Source organism: Kitasatospora sp. NPDC001527 (assembly GCF_040298605.1).
In the GTDB taxonomy this organism is placed as follows: domain Bacteria; phylum Actinomycetota; class Actinomycetes; order Streptomycetales; family Streptomycetaceae; genus Kitasatospora.
In genome coordinates, this window is the sequence record NZ_JBEPAM010000013.1 from 86,109 (window position 1) to 105,799 (window position 19,691).

A 19,691-nucleotide genomic window follows, 5' to 3' on the forward strand; every position below is an offset into this window, starting at 1 on the left:
CATGTCGATCACCGCGATGTCGATCACGGCACACCTGCGCGACTCGGTGAAGCTGCCGGGCGGCGCCGCACTGATCAGCGGCCCCGCGCTCGAACGCCGGGGGGACGGCTCGCGCCGCGCGCTCCTGCGGCAGGAGGGCGAGCTGGCGGTCCACGAGCTGGACGAGCTGTTCGCCGGGGAGCGCGCGCCGGCCGCCGTCTTCCCGCTGCCCTGGCCCGGCTGGCGGCACGGCGGCCAGTCGGTGAGCCCCGACGGGGAGTTCGCGGTGTTCGCGGGCCAGCGCGCCGTGCGGGCGGTGGCGCGGGACGGGACGACGCTGTGGGAGTACCCGCACGCCTGCTGGGGACACCCGTCCGGCCACCCCCACACCGGCGACGCGCAGGAGGTCTGCGCCGGCTGGGAACACGGCTCCTGCCTGGTCTCCGACGACGGCCGGCTGGTCTGGGCGCACGTCGCCTCCGGCTCGGCGGCGCAGGACCGCCGGGAGCACTGGGTCGTCCTGGACTCCCGGGACGGCGGGGAGGCGGCCCGTCTGCCACTGCGGAACAGCGAGGCCTCCGGCTCGTACCAGCTCTCCCACCCGGACGGTGCGCACATCGGCCTCGCCATCGGCATGGGCCAGGACGGCGTCCTGCTCCACTGGGCCCGCCGGGACGGCGCGGACCTCGGCAGCTGGGGCGTCAACCAGGACCTTGACCGCATCCTGGCGGACGTCCACCCGGGCCACCCGGGGTTCCTGACGGTCGAGCACGGCGGCTCGGACCTGCGGCTGCACGCACTGGACGGCAGCGTCCTCGCCCGGCGGGAGCCCGAGCAGGGCGAGGACGAGGACCCGCCCTGCTGGGACCACGACTGCGGCTTCGTCGACGCCGACACCGTCCTCGCCTCGACCCTGGACTGCGCCGACGATCCGGCGGACGGGCGGCACTGGCTGCTGGACGCCCGCACCCTGGAGATACGCGGGAGCGTCGACTACCCCGGCCGCCCCGTCGACGGCTACGCGCGTCCGCTCGGGGACGGCACCTGGCTGACGTACGACGACGCGAACGGGACGCTCGAGCGCTGGAGCGCGGCGCCGATGTGAACGTGTCAGGCGGATCGGTCGAGCGGGAGGGCCATCTCCAGTTCGCGGGCGGCCGGGTCGAGGGGGTAGGGCCTGGTGGCACCGGTGAAGTCGAAGCCGCGGCGGCGGTAGAAGGCGGCGGCCCGGGCGTTGTCCTCGTGCACGGTGAGCGCCAGGCGCCGCGCCCCGGCCTCGTCGCGCGCCCAGGCGACGACGGCGTCCAGCAGCAGGTCCGTCACCCCGCGCCCGCGGCCGCGGTGCTGCGGGGCGACCCAGACGCCGACCAGCATCGCCGCACCGGGCTCGGGGGTGAGGCCGATCATCGTGCCGACCCACTCCCCCGGCGTCCCGGTGACGGCCACCAGGCCGACGCTTCCGGGCTCGTTCACCCGGCGGACCCGGGCCTGCCACTCCTCCTCGCCGTGGGCGAGCGCCGTCTCGTGGGTCTCCAGGAAGGCCATGGGCGTGTCGAGCAGCTGCGCGAGCCGCACCTCCCGAAGCCGCTCCCAGTCCTCCAGGCCGATCCGTTCGATCCGGTAGCTCATGGCCCCGCCTCCCCGTGACGATCATCATTCCGCGGTTCAGGAGCATAGGCCACCGCCGGGGGACGCCGAACAGCACGCCCGCAGCCCGCCGACCGGGCGTCGGCGCAGGTCAGGGGGTGGCCCGGTGGATAGGGTGCGGGAAGGGGCGGCGCACGTACCGCCCCGTCCGCACCCCGCCCGTGCCGCCGAAGGAGCCCCGCCATGCCGACCGTCCCCGCCACCGAGGCCCCCGACACCGCCGGAGCGTCGATCGCGCGGTTCGGCCTGGGCACCGCGGCCGTCGGGCGGCCGGGCTACATCACGCTCGGCCGCGACCTCGACCTGCCCGCCGAGCGCACCGTCGACGCCCTGCGCGAGCGCACCCACGCCCTGCTCGACGCCGCCTTCGCGGCCGGCGTGCGCTACTTCGACACCGCCCGCTCGTACGGGCGCGCGGAGGAGTTCCTCGGCGAATGGCTCGCCGCCCACCCGCGGCAGGCGGCCGAGGTGACGGTCGGCAGCAAGTGGGGCTACACCTACACCGCCGGCTGGCGGGCCACCGGCGTGCCGGTGCACGAGGTCAAGGAGCACTCGACGACGGTGTTCGACCGCCAGGTGGCGCAGACCCGGGCGCTGCTCGGCGGGCTGCCGGACATCTACCTGGTGCACTCGGTCACCCCGGACAGCCCCGCGCTCACCGACCCCGCGCTGCACGGGCGGCTCGCCGCACTGGCCGCCGAGGGCGTGCGGGTGGGCCTGTCCACCAGCGGCCCCGAGCAGGCCTCGGCGGTGCGCGCGGCCCTGGCGGTGACGGTCGACGGGCGGCCGCTGTTCACCGCCGTGCAGTCCACCTGGAACCTGCTGGAGCCCTCCGCCGGTCCGGCGCTCGCCGAGGCCTACGAGGCCGGGTGGCTGGTGGTGGTCAAGGAGGGCATGGCCAACGGCCGGCTCGCCGACCGCAACGCCACCGGCCCGGACACCGCCGCGCTGCGCGCGCTCGCGGCCCGCACCGGCGCGTCCTGCGACGCCCTGGCGCTGGCCGCCGTCGCCGCGCGTCCCTGGGCGGACCTGGTGCTCTCCGGGGCGGCGACCACCGGTCAGCTGGCCTCCAACCTGGAGGCCGCCGGGCGCGTCCTGGACGCCGACGACCTGGCCTGCCTCGCGGAACTGGCCGAGCCGGCCGAGGAGTACTGGCGCACCCGCTCGGCGCTGCCCTGGGCCTGACCGCGCCCGGTCCCGTCAGCGCGCGGCGCGGCGGACCGTCAGCATGTCCCGGGTGTGCCCGATGGCGTAACCGCCGTCCGGCCGGGTGAAGTGGCGCTCGACGGAGGAGGCCAGCTCCGCGCGTTCGGGCAGCGGGTCCACGGTGGCCAGGTCGGCCACGTTGATCATGAACTCGGCGACGTCCACCGCCTCGTCCAGCCGGTCGGTGCGGTAGTGCAGGTCGAGGGCTTCGAGGGCGAACGTCCACGGCGCGGCGGCCCGGTCGGCGTCCTGGGCGGAGAGCTGCTCGGCCGGCGGCCGCAGGTCGTAGCGCACGCCCGTGAAGTGCGCGGCCATCCGCATGCAGGGGCTCTCCGGGTTCTGCGGCACCACCAGCAGCGTCCCGCCGGGGGCCACCCGGTCCAGCACCCGGCGCACCGTGCCCGGCCGGTCCGTCGGCGGCACGTAGGACAGCACGTGCGAGAGGCGCACCAGGTCCGCCGGGCCCGGCGGCTGCGCCGTGTCCACCGGCTCGGGCAGGACCAGCGCCTCGGGGCAGGCCAGGCGGAGCTTCTCGCGCATCGCCGCACTGGGCTCGACGGCCACCGTGCGGTCGCAGTACTGCGCCAGGTAGGCGGTGGTCCGCCCCTCGCCCGGCTCGACGGCGTTCCCGTGCCGGGCCAGTGCACCCCGGCACGGGGCGGCGCCGGCGCAGGCACGTTCCTGCCCTCGTGCCGCGCGCCGGACGGGGCGCCGCGGAACGCGCCGAACGCCGCCGAACCCCGCTGGACCGCCGCCGTCCGGCGTCCGTGCACGTCACGGCCACGTCCGCGATCGCCGCTCCCGGCACGCTCGGGGCAGCCGGCGCCACCGCGCCGCCACCGCCCCTGCGCACCACCCCGCCGGAAGGAAGACGACCGCCCGTGTCCCGTACCGCCCGCCCGCGCCACTACCTGATGTGCCGTCCGACCCACTTCACGGTCGACTACTCGATCAACCCGTGGATGGAGCCGGCGAAGCCGACCGACGCCGAGCGCGCCGTCGCCCAGTGGGAGCAGCTGTACGCGCTTTTCCGGGAGCTGGGCCACACCGTCGAGCTGATCGAGCCGCTGCCCGGCCTGCCCGACATGGTGTTCGCCGCCAACGGCGCCACCGTCGTCGACGGCACCGCCCTGGTGGCCCGCTTCCGGCACCGCGAGCGCGCCGACGAGGCCCCGGCGTACCTGGAGTGGTTCCGCTCGCGCGGCTACCGCACGGTGGCGCAGGCCGGGTTCACCAACGAGGGCGAGGGCGACTACCTCCTGGCCGGCGGGCGGCTCCTGGCCGGGACGGGCTTTCGCACCGACCGCCGGGCGCACGCGGAGGCGCAGCGGGTGCTGGGCCGCCCGGTGGTGACCCTGGAGCTGGTCGACCCGCGCTACTACCACCTGGACACCGCGCTCGCGGTGCTCGGTGAGGAGGAGATCATGTACTACCCGGCGGCGTTCTCCCCGGAGAGCCGGAGCACGCTCGCCGCGCTGTACCCCGACGCCGTGCTCGCCACCGACGAGGACGCCGCCGTCTTCGGCCTCAACGCCGTCTCGGACGGCCGCCGGGTGGTCCTGCCGGAGGCGGCGGTGGCGCTGGCGGCGCGGCTTCGCGCGCGGGGCTTCGAGCCGATCGGGATCGACGTCACCGAGCTGCTCAAGGCGGGCGGCAGTGTGAAGTGCTGCACCCTGGAGCTGCGCGGCGCACCCGCCTGACCTGCCCCTTTCCCGGCGCCGCCCGCCGGGAAACCGGATGTGCTCCCCGGCCGCCCGGTGTTAGGGTCGTCCGGCCGGCCGCGGGACTCCGGTGCGACTTCCGGAACGTGCCCCTACCGCAATGATTCGCAGTTCGCGCCCCCATTCCCCGGCCGGCATCACTCCATGACGGGACGCGACCGGAGGGCGGGGCGGTGGAGACGTACGGCGACCTGGTCGCCGCCGAGGACGTGCTGCTGTTCGTCAACGCCGCGATCACCGGCACCGGCCAGCGCGAATTCCACGGCGCGGCGGCCGAGCAGCAGCTCTCACTGGACTTCCTGCACGCGTACATGCGCGTCAACTACCGCGGCCCGTACGCCGCCGCGCTCGCCCTGGACATCAACGACCACAACGCCGCCCTGATCGTCCGGCACCTGCTGGAGACCTCCCGCGAGGCCACCGAGGAGCAGCGGCGCACCGAGGGCCGGCTGATCGCCCGCCGCCTGGAGCTGCTGCCCCCGCAGCGGGTCTACCGGCTGATCGGCGAGCTGCGCCGCGCCAGGGTCAACAACCGCCGCACCCGCGCGATCCTGCGCGACTGGCTCGCCGCGCGCCCCGATCAGGCGCTCGACGCCGTCAAGTACCGCGCCGGGTTCAAGCGGGCGCTGCGCCACGCCCACCTGCGGCCCGCCGAGGCGGAGACCGGGGACTTCCTGTACGCCCCGCGCCGGCGGTCCAAGTACCGGGCGCCGCTGCTGGACGCCTGGCGGCGCGCCCACCACCAGCAGGCCGCCGTCTACGAACTCCCCTACACCGTCGCGGAGTCCTTCGCGCAGCGGCACGGGATCCCGCGGGCCGCCTTCCTGGAGCGCATCGCGCCCCGGCTGACCACGCTGGAGCGGCTGCGCCTGCAGGAGTCCGCCCGGGCGCACGGCGCGGGCGCCGTCGCCGCGGACCTCGCGCGGATGCCGCTCACCCGGCTCGCCTCCTACGTGCTCGCGCTGCCGCCCGCCGACCGCACCGCCCGCCGCGCGGAGCTGACCGACGCCCTGCGCGGCGCGGCGCGCCGGGCCGCCCGCGCGGCCGGGGCCGCCGAGGGCGGCTGGGGCCGGGTCACGGCGGTGCTGGACGACAGCTGGTCCGCGTACGGCTCGGGCGTCAAACGCCGCCGGCCGCTGGCCGCCGCGCTCGCCTGCCACTTCCTGCTGGAGGCGCTGGCCGGCGAGTACACCGCGCTGTGGACCTCCGGGCGCAGCGACGCGCTGCTCGCCCGCCCGTCCGGCCCGACCCCGCTCGGCCGCCGGATCCTGGACGCGCTCGACACCGCGCCGCAGCGCCTGCTGATCGTCTCCGACGGCTGGGACAACGCCCCGCCGGGCCTGGCCGCCGAGGTGCTGCGGGTGTGGCGCACCAGGCTGGACCCGGAGCGCCGGACCAGCATCGTGCACCTCAACCCGGTCTACGACGCGGAGGGCTTCGACGTCCGCCGGCTCGCCCCGACGGTGCCCACCGCCGGGCTGCGCGACGCCGAGGACCTTCCGGCGCTGGTCGAGTTCGCCCGCTTCGCCGAGGGCCGCACCGGCCTCGCGGAGCTGACGGAGCACCTGGCGGCCCGCACCGCACGCTTCCTCGCCGACCCGGAGGTGACCGCCCGGTGAGCACCGCCCCGCCCGCCTTCCGTCCGGACCTCACCGGCCTCGACACCCGGCCCGCCCAGGTGTGGGGCGGCGTGCGCCTGGTGCCGCTGGTCCGCGCCGAGCCGATCGCCGACCTGCGGCTGCGCCAGGAGCTGTACGAGGAGGAGTACGCCGCCGTCCCGGTCGGCCGCCGCGCCCACTACTGCTCCTACGTCCCGCACGGCTTCGTCGCCGACTGGACGCGCGACGGCACCCCGGCGGCCGCGTACGGCACCCGGCTGGACGCGTCCGACGCCGGTGCGGCGCCGCCCGAGCGCGTGCGGGTCCGGGTGCCGCGCCGCCTCGCCAAGCGCGAGGGCCGCACCCGGCTGCGCTTCCTGCCGCTGCACCTCGCGCTGGACGGCTACCTCGCGCTGCACTTCGGCGGCCCGTCCCTCGCCTGGGAGCAGTGGTCCGAGCGGGCGCTGCGCCACGGCCTGTCCCCGCGTGCCGAGGAGGCCTACGCCGGTGACCGGGTCCGCGGCCTGGCCGACGCGCTGCGGGTCTTCGAGCTGTACCCCGGCCAGTGCGGCCTGGTGGTGTACGTCGCCGACGCCCTCGCCGCGGCCTTCGCCGTCCCGCACCCCGACGACTACCGCGCCCTGCACCGCACCCTGCTGCTGGACCTCTACGGCGAACTGATCCACCACTACGCCACGCTGTCCGCCCCCGTCCCGGACTTCCGCGCCGACCTGCGCGCGGCCGGCCCGATCGGCTCGGCCGCCGACCTGCGCGCCGCCGTCGCCCACCAGGAGCGCGCCTGGGCGGACTTCCACGACGGCACCATGGCCGGCGGCCTGCTGGACAGCGACTACCGGGCCCGGGTGGTGCGCCGCACGGACCGCTTCACCCTCTCCCGTTTCCTCCCGGACTTCCGGCCCCGCCGGGAGAACCACATCGGCGAGGCGATCACCGACGAGCACGGGCGGATCGCCTACCTGAAGACCTTCCGCCTCTCCGAGGCGCAGGTCCGCCGCGGCTACCTGCTGGACCGCCTCGCCGCCCACGACTGGCACCTGCCCGCCGCCGCCGGCGCCCTGAACCTCACCGAGGCCCAGCTCGCGCTGCGCCTGGAGGGCGCCGGCTTCGGCGAACTGCTGCGCCAGGACGTCCTGGACCACTACCGCCGGGCGGCGCGCGGGTAGGGGCGTCTTCCTGCCGGTCGCCCTCAGGAGCGGGCGGGCCCGGTCCAGTCGGCGGGGACGTGGCCGAGGCGGACGCGCTGCGGGTGGTCGCCGACCTCGACGGAGGAGGTGCGCTGCCCGGTGGCGAAGTCGATCGCGGTGACCCGGTCGGCGCCGCTCTCGGAGACGACGCAGGAGCGGCCGTCGCCGCTGACCGTCGCCCAGTAGGGCTTGGCGACGGGCACCAGCGGGCCTTCCCGCAGGGTGGCCCGGTCGACCACGGTGGCGTAGTCGTCCATGGTGCCCGCGACGCAGAGCCGGTCCCCGGCGGGGCTCATGGCCAGGCCGTGGTGGCGGGAGTCGTTGACCCAGGTGGTGCGGTCCTCGCTGGTCGCCGGGTTCCCGGGCAGGGTGGCGACCCGGGTGATCCGGTCGGCGGCGGCGTCGTACTCCACGAGGCCGTTGAAGAAGGAGACCTGGAAGTACAGCGTCGAGCCGTCCGGGGTGAAGGCGGCCGGGCGGATCGCGTCGGAGAGGTCGGGGCGGCCGAAGGCGTCGAGGCGCTCGCGCATGTCGATGATCCGGACGGTGCGCAAGGTGTCGGCGTCGGCGACGGTGATCCGCCGGTCGCCCTTCGTCCAGTCCAGCCAGGGCGCGTCGAGGGCGGTGGTGACCTCGCCGATCGACATGTTCCAGATCCGCCGGCCGCCGTCGGTGAAGAGGTTCTCGTGGGGCTTGTCGCCGGTCGCGAAGGAGCCGATGGGGCGGCCGGTGGCGATGTCGAGCACGTGCACCGTGTTCGCGGTGGAGGCGGAGACCGCGACCCGGGTGCCGTCGGGCGAGAGCGCCATGTGGTCGGAGCGGTAACCGGCCACCGGGAAGCGCCAGTTGATCCGGCCGGTGGCGAGGTCGAGGGAGACCACGTCGGCGAAGCTGGGGCGGGAGACGACCACGGCGGTGCCGTCCGGGGTGGTGTACATGTCGTCGGCGAACTGGTCGTGGCCCTCGCCGGGGCCGAGCCGGACGCCGAGGAAGTAGGCGAGCTTGACGGGGTTGAGGTAGATCTCGGCGAGGCGCTGGTCCTTGTCGGGGACGACGTCGATCCGGCCGATCCGGGCGAGGTCGCCGCGGGCGGTGACGACGTCGGCGGTGCCGTCCCAGTTGTTGCCCACGAACATCACCTCCCGCAGGGCGGCGGGAGCGGCCGGGGTACCGGGGCCGTCGGCGGCCACGGCGGTGCCCGGCAGGGCGAGGCCGAGCACGGCCGCGGCGGCGGCCAGGGCCCGCGGGCGACGACGGCGCGGGAGGAACTTCGGGAACATCGCGGCTCCTTGGCGCGTGCGCGGCCCACGGGGCGCACGAGGTGCGGGACGACGGGGGTCGGCGTGGGCGCTACTCGACGGTAGGGAGCACCCGGTGGCCCTGGCAAGACTCCCGACAGGTGTTGCTGACGAATTGTCAACAACTGCCGTGCCACTCCTTGACGGTGCGCGGACACCGCTCTACAACGTAGTCAACTCCCGGACGCCGGCCCCCACGGCCCCTGTTCCGGGACGTCCGCCCGCTCGCCCCCCACCGAGAACGAGGCCCCCTCATGCGCATGCACCCCTGTCTTGCCCTGGCCGCGGCCGCCGCGACGCTGGCCGTCGGCGCCCTCCCGGCGTCCGCGACCCCCGCCGCGGCGCCGGTCGCCGCCGGGCCGGTGCTGACCACCGGAGGCGCCGGCGGCACGGCCGTCGCCGTCGGGGACGTCCTGCTCGCCCCGCTCGCCGCGGGCACCCGCGCGACCTTCTCCTCGGACACCACCGGCTCCACCGGCGTCTTCTGCGGCGTCTCGCCGCTCACCGCCAAGGTCCTGGGCAACCCCGCCGCGCCGGGGACCGCCACCGCCTCGCTGACCGGCCTGACCTTCGGCTCGTGCACCTCCAACGTCACCGGCGTCACCTCGGTGAAGAGCCTCACGGTCGGCAACCTCGCCTACAACGTCGCGGTCAGCGATGCCGCCGGCCTCCCGGTCGCCCTCACCGCCGGCCCGGCCGGACCGATCCAGGCCTCGGCCGTGCTGAACAGCTGGTTCGGCACCCTCACCTGCACCTACCAGCTCAGCGGCGCCTTCGCCGGCACCGCCGACAACACCGCGCACGCCCTGGTCTTCCGCAACGCCCACTTCGTCAAGAGCGGCGGCTCCGCCCTCTGCCCCGGCGAGGGCTACTTCTCCGCCGCCTACGGCCCGGTCACCGACTCCACCCAGCCCGGCGCCCCGGCGGTCACCGTCAACTGACCCCCCACCCACCCCACCGGCCCGCGAGCGGTGCGCCCCCGCCCACCGCTCCCGGGCCGGTGCGTGTTCCTACCGGCCCTGGGCACGGACGCAGGGCCGGCCGGTCAGGCGATCTTGGCGCAGAGGGGGTCGGCGGTGCCGTGGGTGAGGGTGAGGGTGCGGTAGCCGGTGGGGCTGATGCCGATGGTGTAGACGCCGTCGACGGTGTAGAGGTCCCGGGGGAGGGTGCCGGCGCCGGTGCCGAAGCCGAGCAGGATCGGGCCGTGGGCGCGCCAGGTCTGGGAGCCGTCGGGGCGGTAGTCGACGAGGGAGCGGCCGCCGGCGTCGGCGTCGTGGTGGGCGCCGGTGAGGGTGTTGGTGAGCCGCATGACCAGGGCGCCGCGGTAGGCGACGCGGCGGACGGTGCCGTCGGGCTCGGCGGACAGGACGTGGCGCTCGACGCGGTCGACGACGGGTTCGAGGTGCACCGGGAAGTCGCAGCGGCTGCCGGCCGGCAGGTCGAAGGACGGCGAGGGCCACGGCTCCCAGCCGCCGCGGGCGGCGGCACCGGCGGCGGGGGCGGCGGCGAGACCGCCGGCCAGGGCGGTGAGGGCGGCAGCGGCGGCGGTCGCGAGTCGCAGGGGGATGCGGCGCATGGTCGGTCTCCTGATGGTGCGTCGGACTGGTCGGCGGCCAGCCTGGCAGCGGCCGCTGACCGGATTCTCACCATCGCCGATCGTCAGCTGCCCCCGCGCGGCGCGGCGCCCCGCCGTAGGGTGGCCCGCCATGGAGTTCCGACTGCTCGGCCCGTTCGGGGCCGACCACCACGGCGAGCCCGTCCTGGCCGGCGCGCGCCGCCAGGAGCGGTGCCTGCTGGCCGTCCTGCTGCTGGAGGACGGCCGGGTGGTCGCCACCGAGCGGCTGATCGACCTGCTCTGGCACGGCAGCCCGCCCACCTCCGCGCGCGGCACCGTGCACACCTACATCGGCCGGCTGCGCGCCCGGCTGCGCCCGCACGGCGTGCTGATCGAGACCCGGCACGAGGGGTACGCCCTCGCGCCCGGCCACCACGGCCTGGACGTCCGGGAGTTCCTCGACCTCACGGCCCGCGCCTCGGCGACCGGCGACCCGGCCGAGCGGCTGCGCTGCCACGACCGGGCGCTCGCGCTCTGGCGCGGGCCGCTGCTCGCGGACGTCGCCGACGAGGCGCTGCGCGGGCGGATCGGCGGGCGGCTGCTCCAGCTGCGGCTGTCGGCCCTGGAGCAGCGGGCGGAACTGCTGCTGGCGATGGGCCGCCACGACCGGCTGCTCGCCGATCTCCCGCTCCGGGACGGCGAGTTGGACGGCCTGCCGCCCCGGGAGCGGCTGGTGCGCGCCGCGATGACGGCCCTGTACCGGGCGGGCCGGCAGGGCGAGGCGCTGGCCCTGTACCGGCACACCCGGCGGACGCTGGTGGAGACGCTGGGCGTGGAGCCGGGCGCCGAACTGGCCGCGCTGCACGAGCGGATCCTGCGCGCCGACCCGCGGCTGGACCGGCCGCCGGCGCCGCTGTACGCGGTTCGGGTGGGCGAGGAGTGGCTGCCGTGGAGCGCGGGCGGCCACCCGGCGCTGGAGTTCTGCAACACCTTCGCCGGCTGGGGCGCCCCGGACCCGCTGCCCGGGTCGGACTGGCTGCGCGGCTACTCGACGCTCGCGGTCTGGGCGGGCCACCAGGACCTCGCGGAGCAGCCGCTGGTCGAGGCGCTGCTCCGGCAGGCCGCGCGGCGCCCGGACGAGGCGGCGGCCGTCCTGGCCGAGGCCCGCGCGTTCCGCTCGGCGCTGTACGCCTGCCTGACCGATCCGCAGGACGGGGCGGCCTTCGGGGAGGTCGCCGCCGTGGTCCGGCTCGCCACCCGCGCGGCGGAGTTCACCCGGGGCGAGGACGGCCTGGCGCGGTGGCGGCTGCCGCCGTCGGCCGGGCTGCGGCTGCCGCTGTACGCCGCCGCCCGGGCGGCCGCCGAACTCCTGGCCGAGCCGCGCCGGCTGACCGTCCAGCGCTGCCCGAGCGCGGACTGCGGCTGGCTGTTCCTGGACGCGGGCGGGCGGCGGCGCTGGTGCAGTCTGGCGACCTGCGGGGCGCCGGCCGGGCGCGCTGCGCCCTGATTCAGGACTCCGCGCGCCCGCTTCGCCCAACTCCTTGACGAATGCATGACATTGACGGACCATCGTGCTCGCGGCGCCGCACCTCCTCCACCGTTCCGTCCCTACGGACCCCCCACAGGAGGACAGTCATGCGACTGCCCCGCCGAGGGAAGCCCGCCGCGGCCACCGCCGTCCTGCTGGCCCTCGCCCTCGCCGTCCCCCTCACCTCCCAGGCCACCGCCCAGCCGGCCGACGGTCCCGTCGCCGGCTCCGGGAGCGGCTCCGAGGCCGGCTCCGAGGCCGCCCGGCAGTACCGCCTCGACGGCCCCCGGACCGTCGCCGAACGCACCGCCGTCGCCGCCACCGGTGCCTCGGTGGACGCCGTCCGGCCCGACTCGCTCACCGTCACCGCCACCCCCGCCGAGGCCGCCCGGCTGCGCGCGCTCGGCTGGTCGCCCGCCCCGCTGCCGATCCCCCGGTACGGCGCCGAGCCCGGCCGGGAGGGCGTCGGCGCGGCGCTGTACGACTTCCCGTCCGCCGACTCCGGCTACCACAACCACGCGGAGGCCGCGGCCGACATCGACGCCGTCGTCGCCGCGCACCCCGCCATCATGAGCAAGCGGGTCATCGGCACCTCCTACGAGGGCCGGCCGATCGTCGCCGTCAAGATCAGCGACAACGTCGGCACCGACGAGAACGAGCCCGAGGTGCTGTTCACCGCGCACCAGCACGCCCGCGAGCACCTCACCGTCGAGATGTCGCTCTACCTGCTGCACGAGTTCGGCGACAAGTACGCCACCGACGGCCGGATCGCGAACGCGGTCGACACCCGGGAGATCTGGATCGTCCCGGACCTCAACCCGGACGGCGGCGAGTACGACATCGCCACCGGCCGCTACCGCAGCTGGCGCAAGGACCGCCAGCCCAACCCGGGCAGCAGCAGCGTCGGCACCGACCTCAACCGCAACTGGGACTACAAGTTCGGCTGCTGCGGCGGCTCCTCCGGCTCCACCGGGAGCGAGACCTACCGGGGCAGCGCGCCGGAGTCCGCCAAGGAGACCAGGGTGGTCGCCGACTTCGTCCGCAGCCGGGTGGTGGGCGGCAAGCAGCAGATCACCTCGGCGATCGACTTCCACACCTACAGCGAACTGGTGCTCTGGCCGTTCGGCTGGACCACCGCCAACACCACCACCGGCATGACCGCCGACGAGTACAACACCTTCGCCACGCTGGGCCGTTCGATGGCCGCCACCAACGGCTACACGCCCGAGCAGTCGAGCGACCTCTACATCACCGACGGGTCGATCGACGACTGGCTGTGGGGCGCGCAGCGGATCTTCGCCTACACCTTCGAGATGTACCCCGGGCCGAACGGCGCCAGCGGCTTCTACCCGCCCGACGAGGTGATCGGGCGCGAGACCAGCCGCAACCGGGAGGCCGTGCTGCGGCTGGTGGAGACGGCCGACTGCGTCTACCGCGCGATCGGCAAGCAGCAGCAGTACTGCGGCATCGCCAACTGAACCGCCGGGCGACCACGTTCGCCGGGACCGAGCCGCCCGTCCGGACAGCAGGCGTCCGGGCGGGCGGCGTCTTTCCTGCGGGGCAAGGAGCATGCCACCTCGATCAGGCCAACGGAAGGGCGTCGTCCGGTCATTCGGACCATCGGACGGACCGGACCGCCGTTCGGGTGCCACCATGACCTCAGAACGATGTGACATGTCACAGAGCGTTCGGCCTTGCCGTCAGACGCGCTGTCCACAGGGAGGAAACCCACCCATGCACCGTCGTCGCACCGCCGCCACCCTGGCCGGCGCCGCGGTCCTCGCCGCGCTGACCGCCGCCGCCCCGGCCGCCGTCGCCGCCCCCACCCCCACCGGTCCGCCCGGATCCTTCACCACCTGCGGAACTCCGGGCGCGCCCGGCCTGCTGCAGACCCGCGCCTGTATCGACGTCAACGGCCTCCAGGTCCGCCTCTACGGACACGCCTACCCGACCAACCCGGCCTGGGTCCCCCAGAACGTCGGCTTCAAGATCTCCGGCACCGCCCCCGGCCTTCCGCCGGGCCCGCCCGTCTACACGACCGCCCTGGTGCCCTCCGGCGGCATCTACGTCGGCGAGATCAACACCACCGCCACCTGCGGCAGCACGGTGACCGCCAACTTCAGCGTGGACAACGGCGGTTGGCCGCCGTCGCCGGCGACCGTCTCGGTCGTCGTCCCCTGCTGAGACCGCTGAGACCGCTCCCGGTCCCAGCCGCGCGGCCCGGCCCGTCCACCGGGCCGGGCCGCGCCCTCTATGGTGTGCCGATGAGTCTTCATGTGATCGTCGGACACGGGCCCGCCGGAGCGGCCACCGCCCGCCTGCTGGCCGACCGGGGCCACACGGTCCGGGTGGTCACCCGGTCCGGCCGCCCGGCCGGGTCCGGCATCGAGCACCTGGCGCTGGACGCCACCGACACCGCGCGGCTGACCGAGGCCGTGCGCGGCGCCGCCGCCCTCCACAGCTGCGCCGCCCCGCCGCTGCCCCGCTGGACGACCGACTGGCCGCCGCTGCACGCCTCGCTCTGCGCGGCCGCCGAATCGACCGGCGCCGTGCTCGTCATGCTCGGCAACCTCTACGGCTACGGCCCGGTGGACGGCCCGCTCACCGAGGACCTCCCGCTCGCCGCCACCGGGCCGAAGGGCCGACTGCGCGCCTCGCTCTGGGAGCGGGCCCGGGCGCTGCACGAGGCGGGCCGGATCCGCGCGGTCGAGGTCCGCGCCTCCGACTTCTTCGGCCCCGGCGTGACCGACGGCGGCCATCTGGCCTCGCACGTCGTCCCCCGCCTTCTGGCCGGCAAGCCCGTCTCCGTGCTCGGCGACCCGGACGCCCCGCACAGCTGGACCTACCTCCCCGACGTGGCCCGCGCGCTGGCCGAGGCCGCCACCGACGAACGCGCCTGGGGCCGGGCCTGGCACGCCCCGACCGCCCCCGCCCTCCCGATCCGCCGCATGATCGACCTCCTCGCCGCCGAGGCCGGCGTCTCCCCCGTCCCCGTCCGCCGCCTCCACCCCGCCGCCCTCGCCCTGGCCGGCTTCTTCTCCCCCCTCCTGCGCGAACTGCGCGAGACCCGCTACCAGTTCGACCGTCCCTTCACCGTCGACACCACCGCCTGGACCACCACCTTCACCACCCGCCCCACCCCCCTGGACACCCAGCTCCGCACCACCGCCACCTGGTGGCGCGACCGCCGGGCCCTGGCCTGAGACGGCGCTCAGACGGCCTCGATGCGTTCGACGACGAGTTCGCACAGTTCGTGGGTGCGCAGGGCGTCGTGGGCGTCGGCGCGGGTGCCGGTGCGCACGGCGGTGAGGAAGGCGAGGACGACCTGTTCGATGCCGCGCTGGCGGGCGACGGGCACCCAGTCGCCGCGGCGGCGGACCGTGGGCTGGCCGCGGTGGTCGATCACCTCGGCGAGGTTGTGGACCTCGCGCCTGGAGTCGGCGCCGGAGACCTCCAGGACCTCCTCCGTCGATCCGGAGCGGCGGTTCATGATGCCGAGGGCCGTGAAGCCGTCCCCGGCGAGGGTGAGGACGACGTGGTCGACCAGGCCGTCGCGCACCCGGGCGCGGACGTCGACGTGCTCGATCTCGCCGGGGGCCAGGAAGCGCAGGGTGTCGACGACGTGGATGAAGTCGTCGTAGACGAGGGTGCGGGCGGTCTCGGGCAGGCCCTCGCGGTTCTTCTGCAGCACGATGAGGTCCCGCGGCCGCTCCAGGGCCTGGGCGTAACCGGGGGCGTGGCGGCGGTTGAAGCCCACCGCCAGGGAGCGGCCGGTGCGGTCGGCGAGGTCGACCAGGCGGCGGGCGCCGTCGAGGGTGTAGTCGAGCGGCTTGTCCACGTAGACGTCGACGCCCGCCGTGAGCAACTGCTCGACGATCGGCACGTGCTGGTCGGTCGCCGCGTGCACGAAGGCCGCCCGGATGCCGCTGTCGACCAGCCGGCCGAGGTCGGTGAACCGCCGCTCCGGCGCGATCCGGTACGTCTCGCCGAGCCGGTCCAGCTTGGCGCCGTCGCGGGTCATCAGCCGCAGGTCCAGGCCGGGCAGCGCGCCGAGGACCGGCAGGTAGGCCTTCTGCGCGATGTCACCGAGCCCGATCACCCCGACCGGGAGCGGGGCCTCGGGAACAAGCGGGGCCTCGGGAACAGCGGTCGAACTCATCAGATCTCCACGGGTGCGTGAGCCGGTGTCGGCCCTCACCCTACGACCGGGGCGCGACCGGGCCGGACGCGGACCGTCCGGTCCGCGTCCGGCCCGGAAGGGGAGGTCAGGGGCAGAGCTGGTGGGTCGTGGGGGTGCACTCGGGGTCGGGGTCGATCGGGCCGGTGCCGCCGGGGTGGTAGTTGGACCACCAGAGGGGGGTGCTGCCGTAGTAGACGACCAGGTTGCCGCCGTTCTGGATGGCCAGGTAGGCGCCGGGGTGGCGGCCGGTGCGGCTCTCCCAGAGGGGGCGCCAGGCGGCGTCGTAGGCGGTGAGGTTGCCGTCGTCCTGGACGTAGAAGTAGGTGCCGACCCCGTAGGTGCCCACGGCGGTCCAGATCGCGACGTTGTTCTTGTAGAGGACGACGTGCCCGTCGTACTGCTGGTACAGGACGGTGCTGCCGTCGGGCGAGGACCAGCTCTGGCCGCGGCTCAGGCCGGCGGTGGCCTGGATGACCGTCTGGTTGGCGTCGGAAGCGGGGGCCGCGGCGGCCCCGGGAGCCGCGGCGGCCGTGACGGCGGCGGGGGCGGGGACGCCGTCGGCGGCCTGGGCGGGTGCGCCCAGCAGCCCGGTCGCCATCAGGACGGCGCCCAGCGCGACGCCGGCGCGGGGGACGAGGGAACGCGCGATGCTCATGACGGACACTCTCCTCGGGTCACTTCTCCGAATGGCCTGTTGCCTCGGAAAGTCTCACGGCGCGCGATCCGGCCGGGCAAAGCCCTTCGACCCACCCCGAAAACGGGCACGCCCCGGGATCACCCGGTGCGCCCCGCGCGCAGCAGGTAGAGGCCGGAGGCGGCGGCGAGCACCGCCATGCAGCCGGCGAAGACCACGCCCGCCTCGGACAGGCCGATCGGCTGGGCGAGCAGGCCGATGCCGATGACCGGGATCGAGATGCCGAAGTAGGCGACGACGAAGAGGGCGGAGAGCGCGCCGCCGCGGTGCTCGGCGGGGGCGACGGCGGCGATCTCGCCGACCGCGCCGCGCAGGCCCATGCCCTGGCCGGCCCCGCCCACCAGGGCCGCGAGGACCAGCGGCGGCAGGGTGTCCCAGGCGAGCGAGGCGGCCAGCAGGGCGAGGCCCGCGATCAGCACCAGGCACCCCAGCGGGATGGCCCGGGCGGTGCCCAGCCGGGGCACCAGGAGCTGGCCGAGCGTGGAGGCGAAGAAGGCCGTGAAGACGATCAGCCCGATGACCGCGCGGTTGTGGACGCCCAGTCCCTCCGTGAGGAAGGCGGGGCTGACGGAGGTGAAGACGCCCAGCAGCGAGAAGCCCGCGAAGGCGGCGAGGCCCGCCGGGACGAACACGCCGCGGACCTCCGGCGGCAGCGAGGGCCGGTTCGGGCGGGCGGTGCGCAGCGGGCGGGGGCCCTCGACGGTCTCCGGCAGGAACCACATGACGGTGAACGACCCGGCGAGCAGCACCAGGTGCACGACGAACGGCAGCACCAGGGGGTGCGGCGCGTACTCGGCGAGCAGGCCCGACAGCAGCGGTCCGCAGCCGAGGCCGCCCATGTTCGCGGCGGTCGCGGCGAACCCGGCCCGGGCCCGGCGCCCGGGCGGGGCCAGTTCCAGCACGTAGGCGGTGGCGGTGCCGGTGAACAGGCCGGCCGACAGGCCGGAGAACAGCCGGCCGAGGCAGAGCATCGGCAGGCCGCCCACGGCGAGGAAGGCGACGGCGCTGCAGGCCGCGAAGGCGAGGCCGCAGAGCAGGACGGGCCGGCGTCCGACGGTGTCGGAGACGTTGCCGACGAGCAGCAGGACGGCGATGACGCCGAAGGCGTAGACGGCGAACACGACCGTGACCATCAGTTCGGAGAAGCCGATCTCCTCCTGGTACAGGCCGTAGAGCGGGGTGGGCAGGGTGGTGCCCGCCATGCAGACGGCGAAGGCGGCGGCGGCCCCGAGGTAGGCCCGGCGGCGCGCGGCGGGCGGCCGCCCGGTCGGACGATCGGTCATCAGTTCACGGTAGGCGGGTCTCCGGGCCGGGGCCGGGTCGGCGGCGGCGGGCTGCGCCGAATGGCCGCCTGGGCGGCGGGGGGCGCGGCGACGCTGCGGCGGGGGCCGCGGCGACACGGAAATGTCCCAAGGGGACTTCTGTCCCATTGAGACATTTTCCGGGTGTACGGTGGGGATCGTGAGCATCGAGAAGGACGAGGCGGCCGCCGGCGGCCGGCGCGGGCGCAAGGCCCGGCGCACCCGGGAGTCGCTGGCCGGCGCCGCGCTGCGGCTGGTCCTGGACCGGGGCCTGGCGGCGGTCGCGGTGGAGGACGTCACCGAGCTGGCCGACGTCTCCCGGCGCACGTTCAGCCGGTACTTCCCGTCCCGGGAGGACGCCGTGCTGGACTGCCTGCGGGCGGACTTCGACCGGATCAACGCGGCCCTGGCCGCCCGCCCGGCGGACGAGACCCCGCTGACCGCCTACCGGACGGCCCTGCGCGCCTGGCTGCGGGACGGCGCCGAGCCGGCCTGGCACCGCCGCCCGGACATGCGCGAGCTGTTCGCGCTGATCGCCCGCGAGCCCTCGCTGACGGCCGCCTACCGCCGGATCTGCGTGGACGCCGAGGAGGCGTCCATCCGGATCGCCGCCGAACGGCTGGGGCTGGACGCCGAGCGCGACCTGCGCCCGGCGGTGGCGATCGGGCTCGGAGTCGCGGCGCTGCAGGCCGCCGCCCGCGCCTGGGTCCGCCGGCCGGCACCGGGAGCACCGGACGGCGGCGGGGCGGACGGCGGCACGGACGACCTGCCCGAGCTGCTGGAGCAGGCCTTCGCGGCGCTCACCGCCGAACCGCCGCCGACCCCGACTCCGGACCCGGACCCGGACCCGGACCCGGCGGCAGCCTGAACCACCCGCACCACCCCGCGCCGCCCCCGGCGCGACCGCACCGAAGGAGCACCACCATGACCACCACCCCCGACACCACCGGCACCGCCCACCCGCAGGAGTTCACCGGCCGCGTCGCGCTGGTCACCGGCGGCGCCTCCGGCATCGGCCTCGCCGTCGCCCGGCGCCTGGCCGCCGGCGGCGCCGCCGTCGCCGTCGCGGACTTCCACGCCGAAGGTGCCCGCCAGGCCGCCGCCGCCCTGGAGGCCGAGGGGGCGCGGACCCTGGCCGTCGAGATGGACGTGACCGACCCGGAGTCGGTGCGCGCCGGCGTCGAGGCCACCGTGGCCGGCCTCGGTGCCCTGCACCTGGCCGTCAACAACGCCGGCGTCGCGGGCGCGACCGCGCCGACCGGCGCCTACGACCCGCAGGAGTGGCGCCGGGTGCTGGCCACCAACCTGGACGGCGTCTTCTACTCGCTGCGCCACGAGATCCCGGCCATCCTGGCGGCCGGCGGCGGCGCGGTGGTCAACATGGCCTCCATCCTGGGCACCAACGGCTTCGCCGGCTCGCCCGCGTACGCCGCCGCGAAGCACGGTGTCGTCGGCCTGACCAAGACCGCCGCGCTGGAGTACGCCGCGCAGGGCGTGCGGATCAACGCGGTCGGCCCGGGCTTCATCGACACCCCGCTGCTGAGCGGCGCCGACGAGGCCACCCGCGAGGCGCTGATCGCGCTGCACCCGGCGGGCCGGCTGGGCCGCGCCGAGGAGGTCGCCGAGCTGACCGCCTTCCTGCTGTCCGACCGGGCCTCCTTCGTCCACGGCAGCTACCACCTGGTCGACGGCGCCTACGCGGCCCGCTGACCTCGCCGGCCGTCCGGCGTTTCCGACACGGGGGCACGCGCGCACCGAAGGTGCGCACACGGATCACCA

19 protein-coding genes are annotated in these 19,691 nt (G+C 75.8%); 12 read left to right on the forward strand and 7 right to left on the reverse strand.

Going from position 1 to position 19,691, the window contains the following annotated elements:
- The first annotated feature begins 1 nt into the window (after position 1).
- Entirely contained in the window at positions 2–1,084 is a 1,083-nt protein-coding gene (locus tag ABT238_RS15935; protein WP_350566217.1) for a hypothetical protein, read from the forward strand.
- 5 nt (positions 1,085–1,089) lie between these two features.
- Here the strand turns inward: ABT238_RS15935 and ABT238_RS15940 are convergent, their stop codons facing one another.
- A complete protein-coding gene (locus tag ABT238_RS15940) occupies positions 1,090–1,608 on the reverse strand; it encodes a GNAT family N-acetyltransferase (RefSeq protein WP_350566216.1) in 519 nt (172 codons plus the stop codon).
- Positions 1,609–1,809: 201 nt separating this feature from the next.
- On the opposite strand from ABT238_RS15940, the gene ABT238_RS15945 reads away from it, so the two are divergent.
- Positions 1,810–2,811 (forward strand): aldo/keto reductase, encoded by a 1,002-nt coding sequence (locus tag ABT238_RS15945; protein ID WP_350566214.1) that lies wholly within the window; start codon positions 1,810–1,812, stop codon positions 2,809–2,811.
- Positions 2,812–2,826: 15 nt separating this feature from the next.
- Here ABT238_RS15945 and ABT238_RS15950 read toward each other — a convergent pair whose 3' ends face one another.
- Positions 2,827–3,474, reverse strand: a complete 648-nt coding sequence (locus tag ABT238_RS15950) for a class I SAM-dependent methyltransferase (protein WP_350759609.1) — start codon at positions 3,472–3,474, stop codon at positions 2,827–2,829.
- A 239-nt stretch (positions 3,475–3,713) separates the two neighbouring features.
- On the opposite strand from ABT238_RS15950, the gene ddaH reads away from it, so the two are divergent.
- From ddaH to ABT238_RS15965, 3 genes are all read left to right on the forward strand, one after another.
- Positions 3,714–4,532, forward strand: a complete 819-nt coding sequence (gene ddaH, locus ABT238_RS15955; RefSeq protein WP_350758832.1) for a dimethylargininase — start codon at positions 3,714–3,716, stop codon at positions 4,530–4,532.
- A gap of 194 nt (positions 4,533–4,726) precedes the next feature.
- Positions 4,727–6,172 carry a hypothetical protein gene (locus tag ABT238_RS15960; protein ID WP_350566210.1) on the forward strand — a complete coding sequence of 482 codons (1,446 nt, stop codon included), beginning with the start codon at positions 4,727–4,729 and terminating at the stop codon, positions 6,170–6,172.
- On the forward strand, positions 6,169–7,335 hold the full coding sequence (locus ABT238_RS15965) for an ARPP-2 domain-containing protein (protein WP_350566208.1): 1,167 nt from the start codon (positions 6,169–6,171) through the stop codon (positions 7,333–7,335). The genes ABT238_RS15960 and ABT238_RS15965 overlap by 4 nt, the downstream gene beginning before the upstream one ends.
- A 23-nt stretch (positions 7,336–7,358) precedes the next feature.
- On the opposite strand, the gene ABT238_RS15970 is transcribed toward ABT238_RS15965, so the two are convergent.
- A complete protein-coding gene (locus ABT238_RS15970) occupies positions 7,359–8,636 on the reverse strand; it encodes a YncE family protein (RefSeq protein WP_350758840.1) in 1,278 nt (425 codons plus the stop codon).
- 272 nt (positions 8,637–8,908) lie between these two features.
- On the opposite strand from ABT238_RS15970, the gene ABT238_RS15975 reads away from it, so the two are divergent.
- Complete coding sequence (locus tag ABT238_RS15975) at positions 8,909–9,595, forward strand: Tat pathway signal sequence domain protein (protein ID WP_350758845.1); 687 nt, start codon at positions 8,909–8,911, stop codon at positions 9,593–9,595.
- Positions 9,596–9,699: 104 nt separating this feature from the next.
- On the opposite strand, the gene ABT238_RS15980 is transcribed toward ABT238_RS15975, so the two are convergent.
- Positions 9,700–10,230 (reverse strand): hypothetical protein, encoded by a 531-nt coding sequence (locus tag ABT238_RS15980; protein WP_350566203.1) that lies wholly within the window; start codon positions 10,228–10,230, stop codon positions 9,700–9,702.
- Positions 10,231–10,360: 130 nt separating this feature from the next.
- Between ABT238_RS15980 and ABT238_RS15985 the strand changes: the two genes are divergently transcribed.
- From ABT238_RS15985 to ABT238_RS16000, 4 genes are all read left to right on the forward strand, one after another.
- Positions 10,361–11,716 (forward strand): BTAD domain-containing putative transcriptional regulator, encoded by a 1,356-nt coding sequence (locus tag ABT238_RS15985; RefSeq protein WP_350758856.1) that lies wholly within the window; start codon positions 10,361–10,363, stop codon positions 11,714–11,716.
- Positions 11,717–11,844: 128 nt separating this feature from the next.
- The gene (locus ABT238_RS15990; RefSeq protein WP_350566199.1) at positions 11,845–13,215 is read left to right on the forward strand and encodes a M14 family metallopeptidase; all 1,371 of its coding nucleotides are present in this window, start codon (positions 11,845–11,847) and stop codon (positions 13,213–13,215) included.
- A gap of 256 nt (positions 13,216–13,471) precedes the next feature.
- Complete coding sequence (locus tag ABT238_RS15995; protein WP_350758863.1) at positions 13,472–13,921, forward strand: hypothetical protein; 450 nt, start codon at positions 13,472–13,474, stop codon at positions 13,919–13,921.
- Positions 13,922–14,001: 80 nt separating this feature from the next.
- Positions 14,002–14,940, forward strand: coding sequence for an NAD-dependent epimerase/dehydratase family protein (locus ABT238_RS16000; protein ID WP_350758869.1), 939 nt, complete (start codon positions 14,002–14,004; stop codon positions 14,938–14,940).
- 8 nt (positions 14,941–14,948) lie between these two features.
- Here the strand turns inward: ABT238_RS16000 and ABT238_RS16005 are convergent, their stop codons facing one another.
- From ABT238_RS16005 to ABT238_RS16015, 3 genes are all read right to left on the reverse strand, one after another.
- Positions 14,949–15,896, reverse strand: coding sequence for a Gfo/Idh/MocA family protein (locus ABT238_RS16005; protein ID WP_350758880.1), 948 nt, complete (start codon positions 15,894–15,896; stop codon positions 14,949–14,951).
- Between the two features lie 106 nt (positions 15,897–16,002).
- Positions 16,003–16,572, reverse strand: a complete 570-nt coding sequence (locus ABT238_RS16010) for a hypothetical protein (protein ID WP_350566191.1) — start codon at positions 16,570–16,572, stop codon at positions 16,003–16,005.
- A gap of 119 nt (positions 16,573–16,691) precedes the next feature.
- Positions 16,692–17,894, reverse strand: a complete 1,203-nt coding sequence (locus tag ABT238_RS16015; RefSeq protein WP_350566189.1) for an MFS transporter — start codon at positions 17,892–17,894, stop codon at positions 16,692–16,694.
- Between the two features lie 178 nt (positions 17,895–18,072).
- On the opposite strand from ABT238_RS16015, the gene ABT238_RS16020 reads away from it, so the two are divergent.
- Both ABT238_RS16020 and ABT238_RS16025 read left to right on the forward strand, forming a co-directional pair.
- On the forward strand, positions 18,073–18,780 hold the full coding sequence (locus ABT238_RS16020) for a TetR family transcriptional regulator (RefSeq protein ID WP_350758890.1): 708 nt from the start codon (positions 18,073–18,075) through the stop codon (positions 18,778–18,780).
- Positions 18,781–18,836: 56 nt separating this feature from the next.
- Positions 18,837–19,622, forward strand: a complete 786-nt coding sequence (locus ABT238_RS16025) for an SDR family NAD(P)-dependent oxidoreductase (RefSeq protein WP_350758895.1) — start codon at positions 18,837–18,839, stop codon at positions 19,620–19,622.
- Positions 19,623–19,691 lie beyond the last annotated feature (69 nt).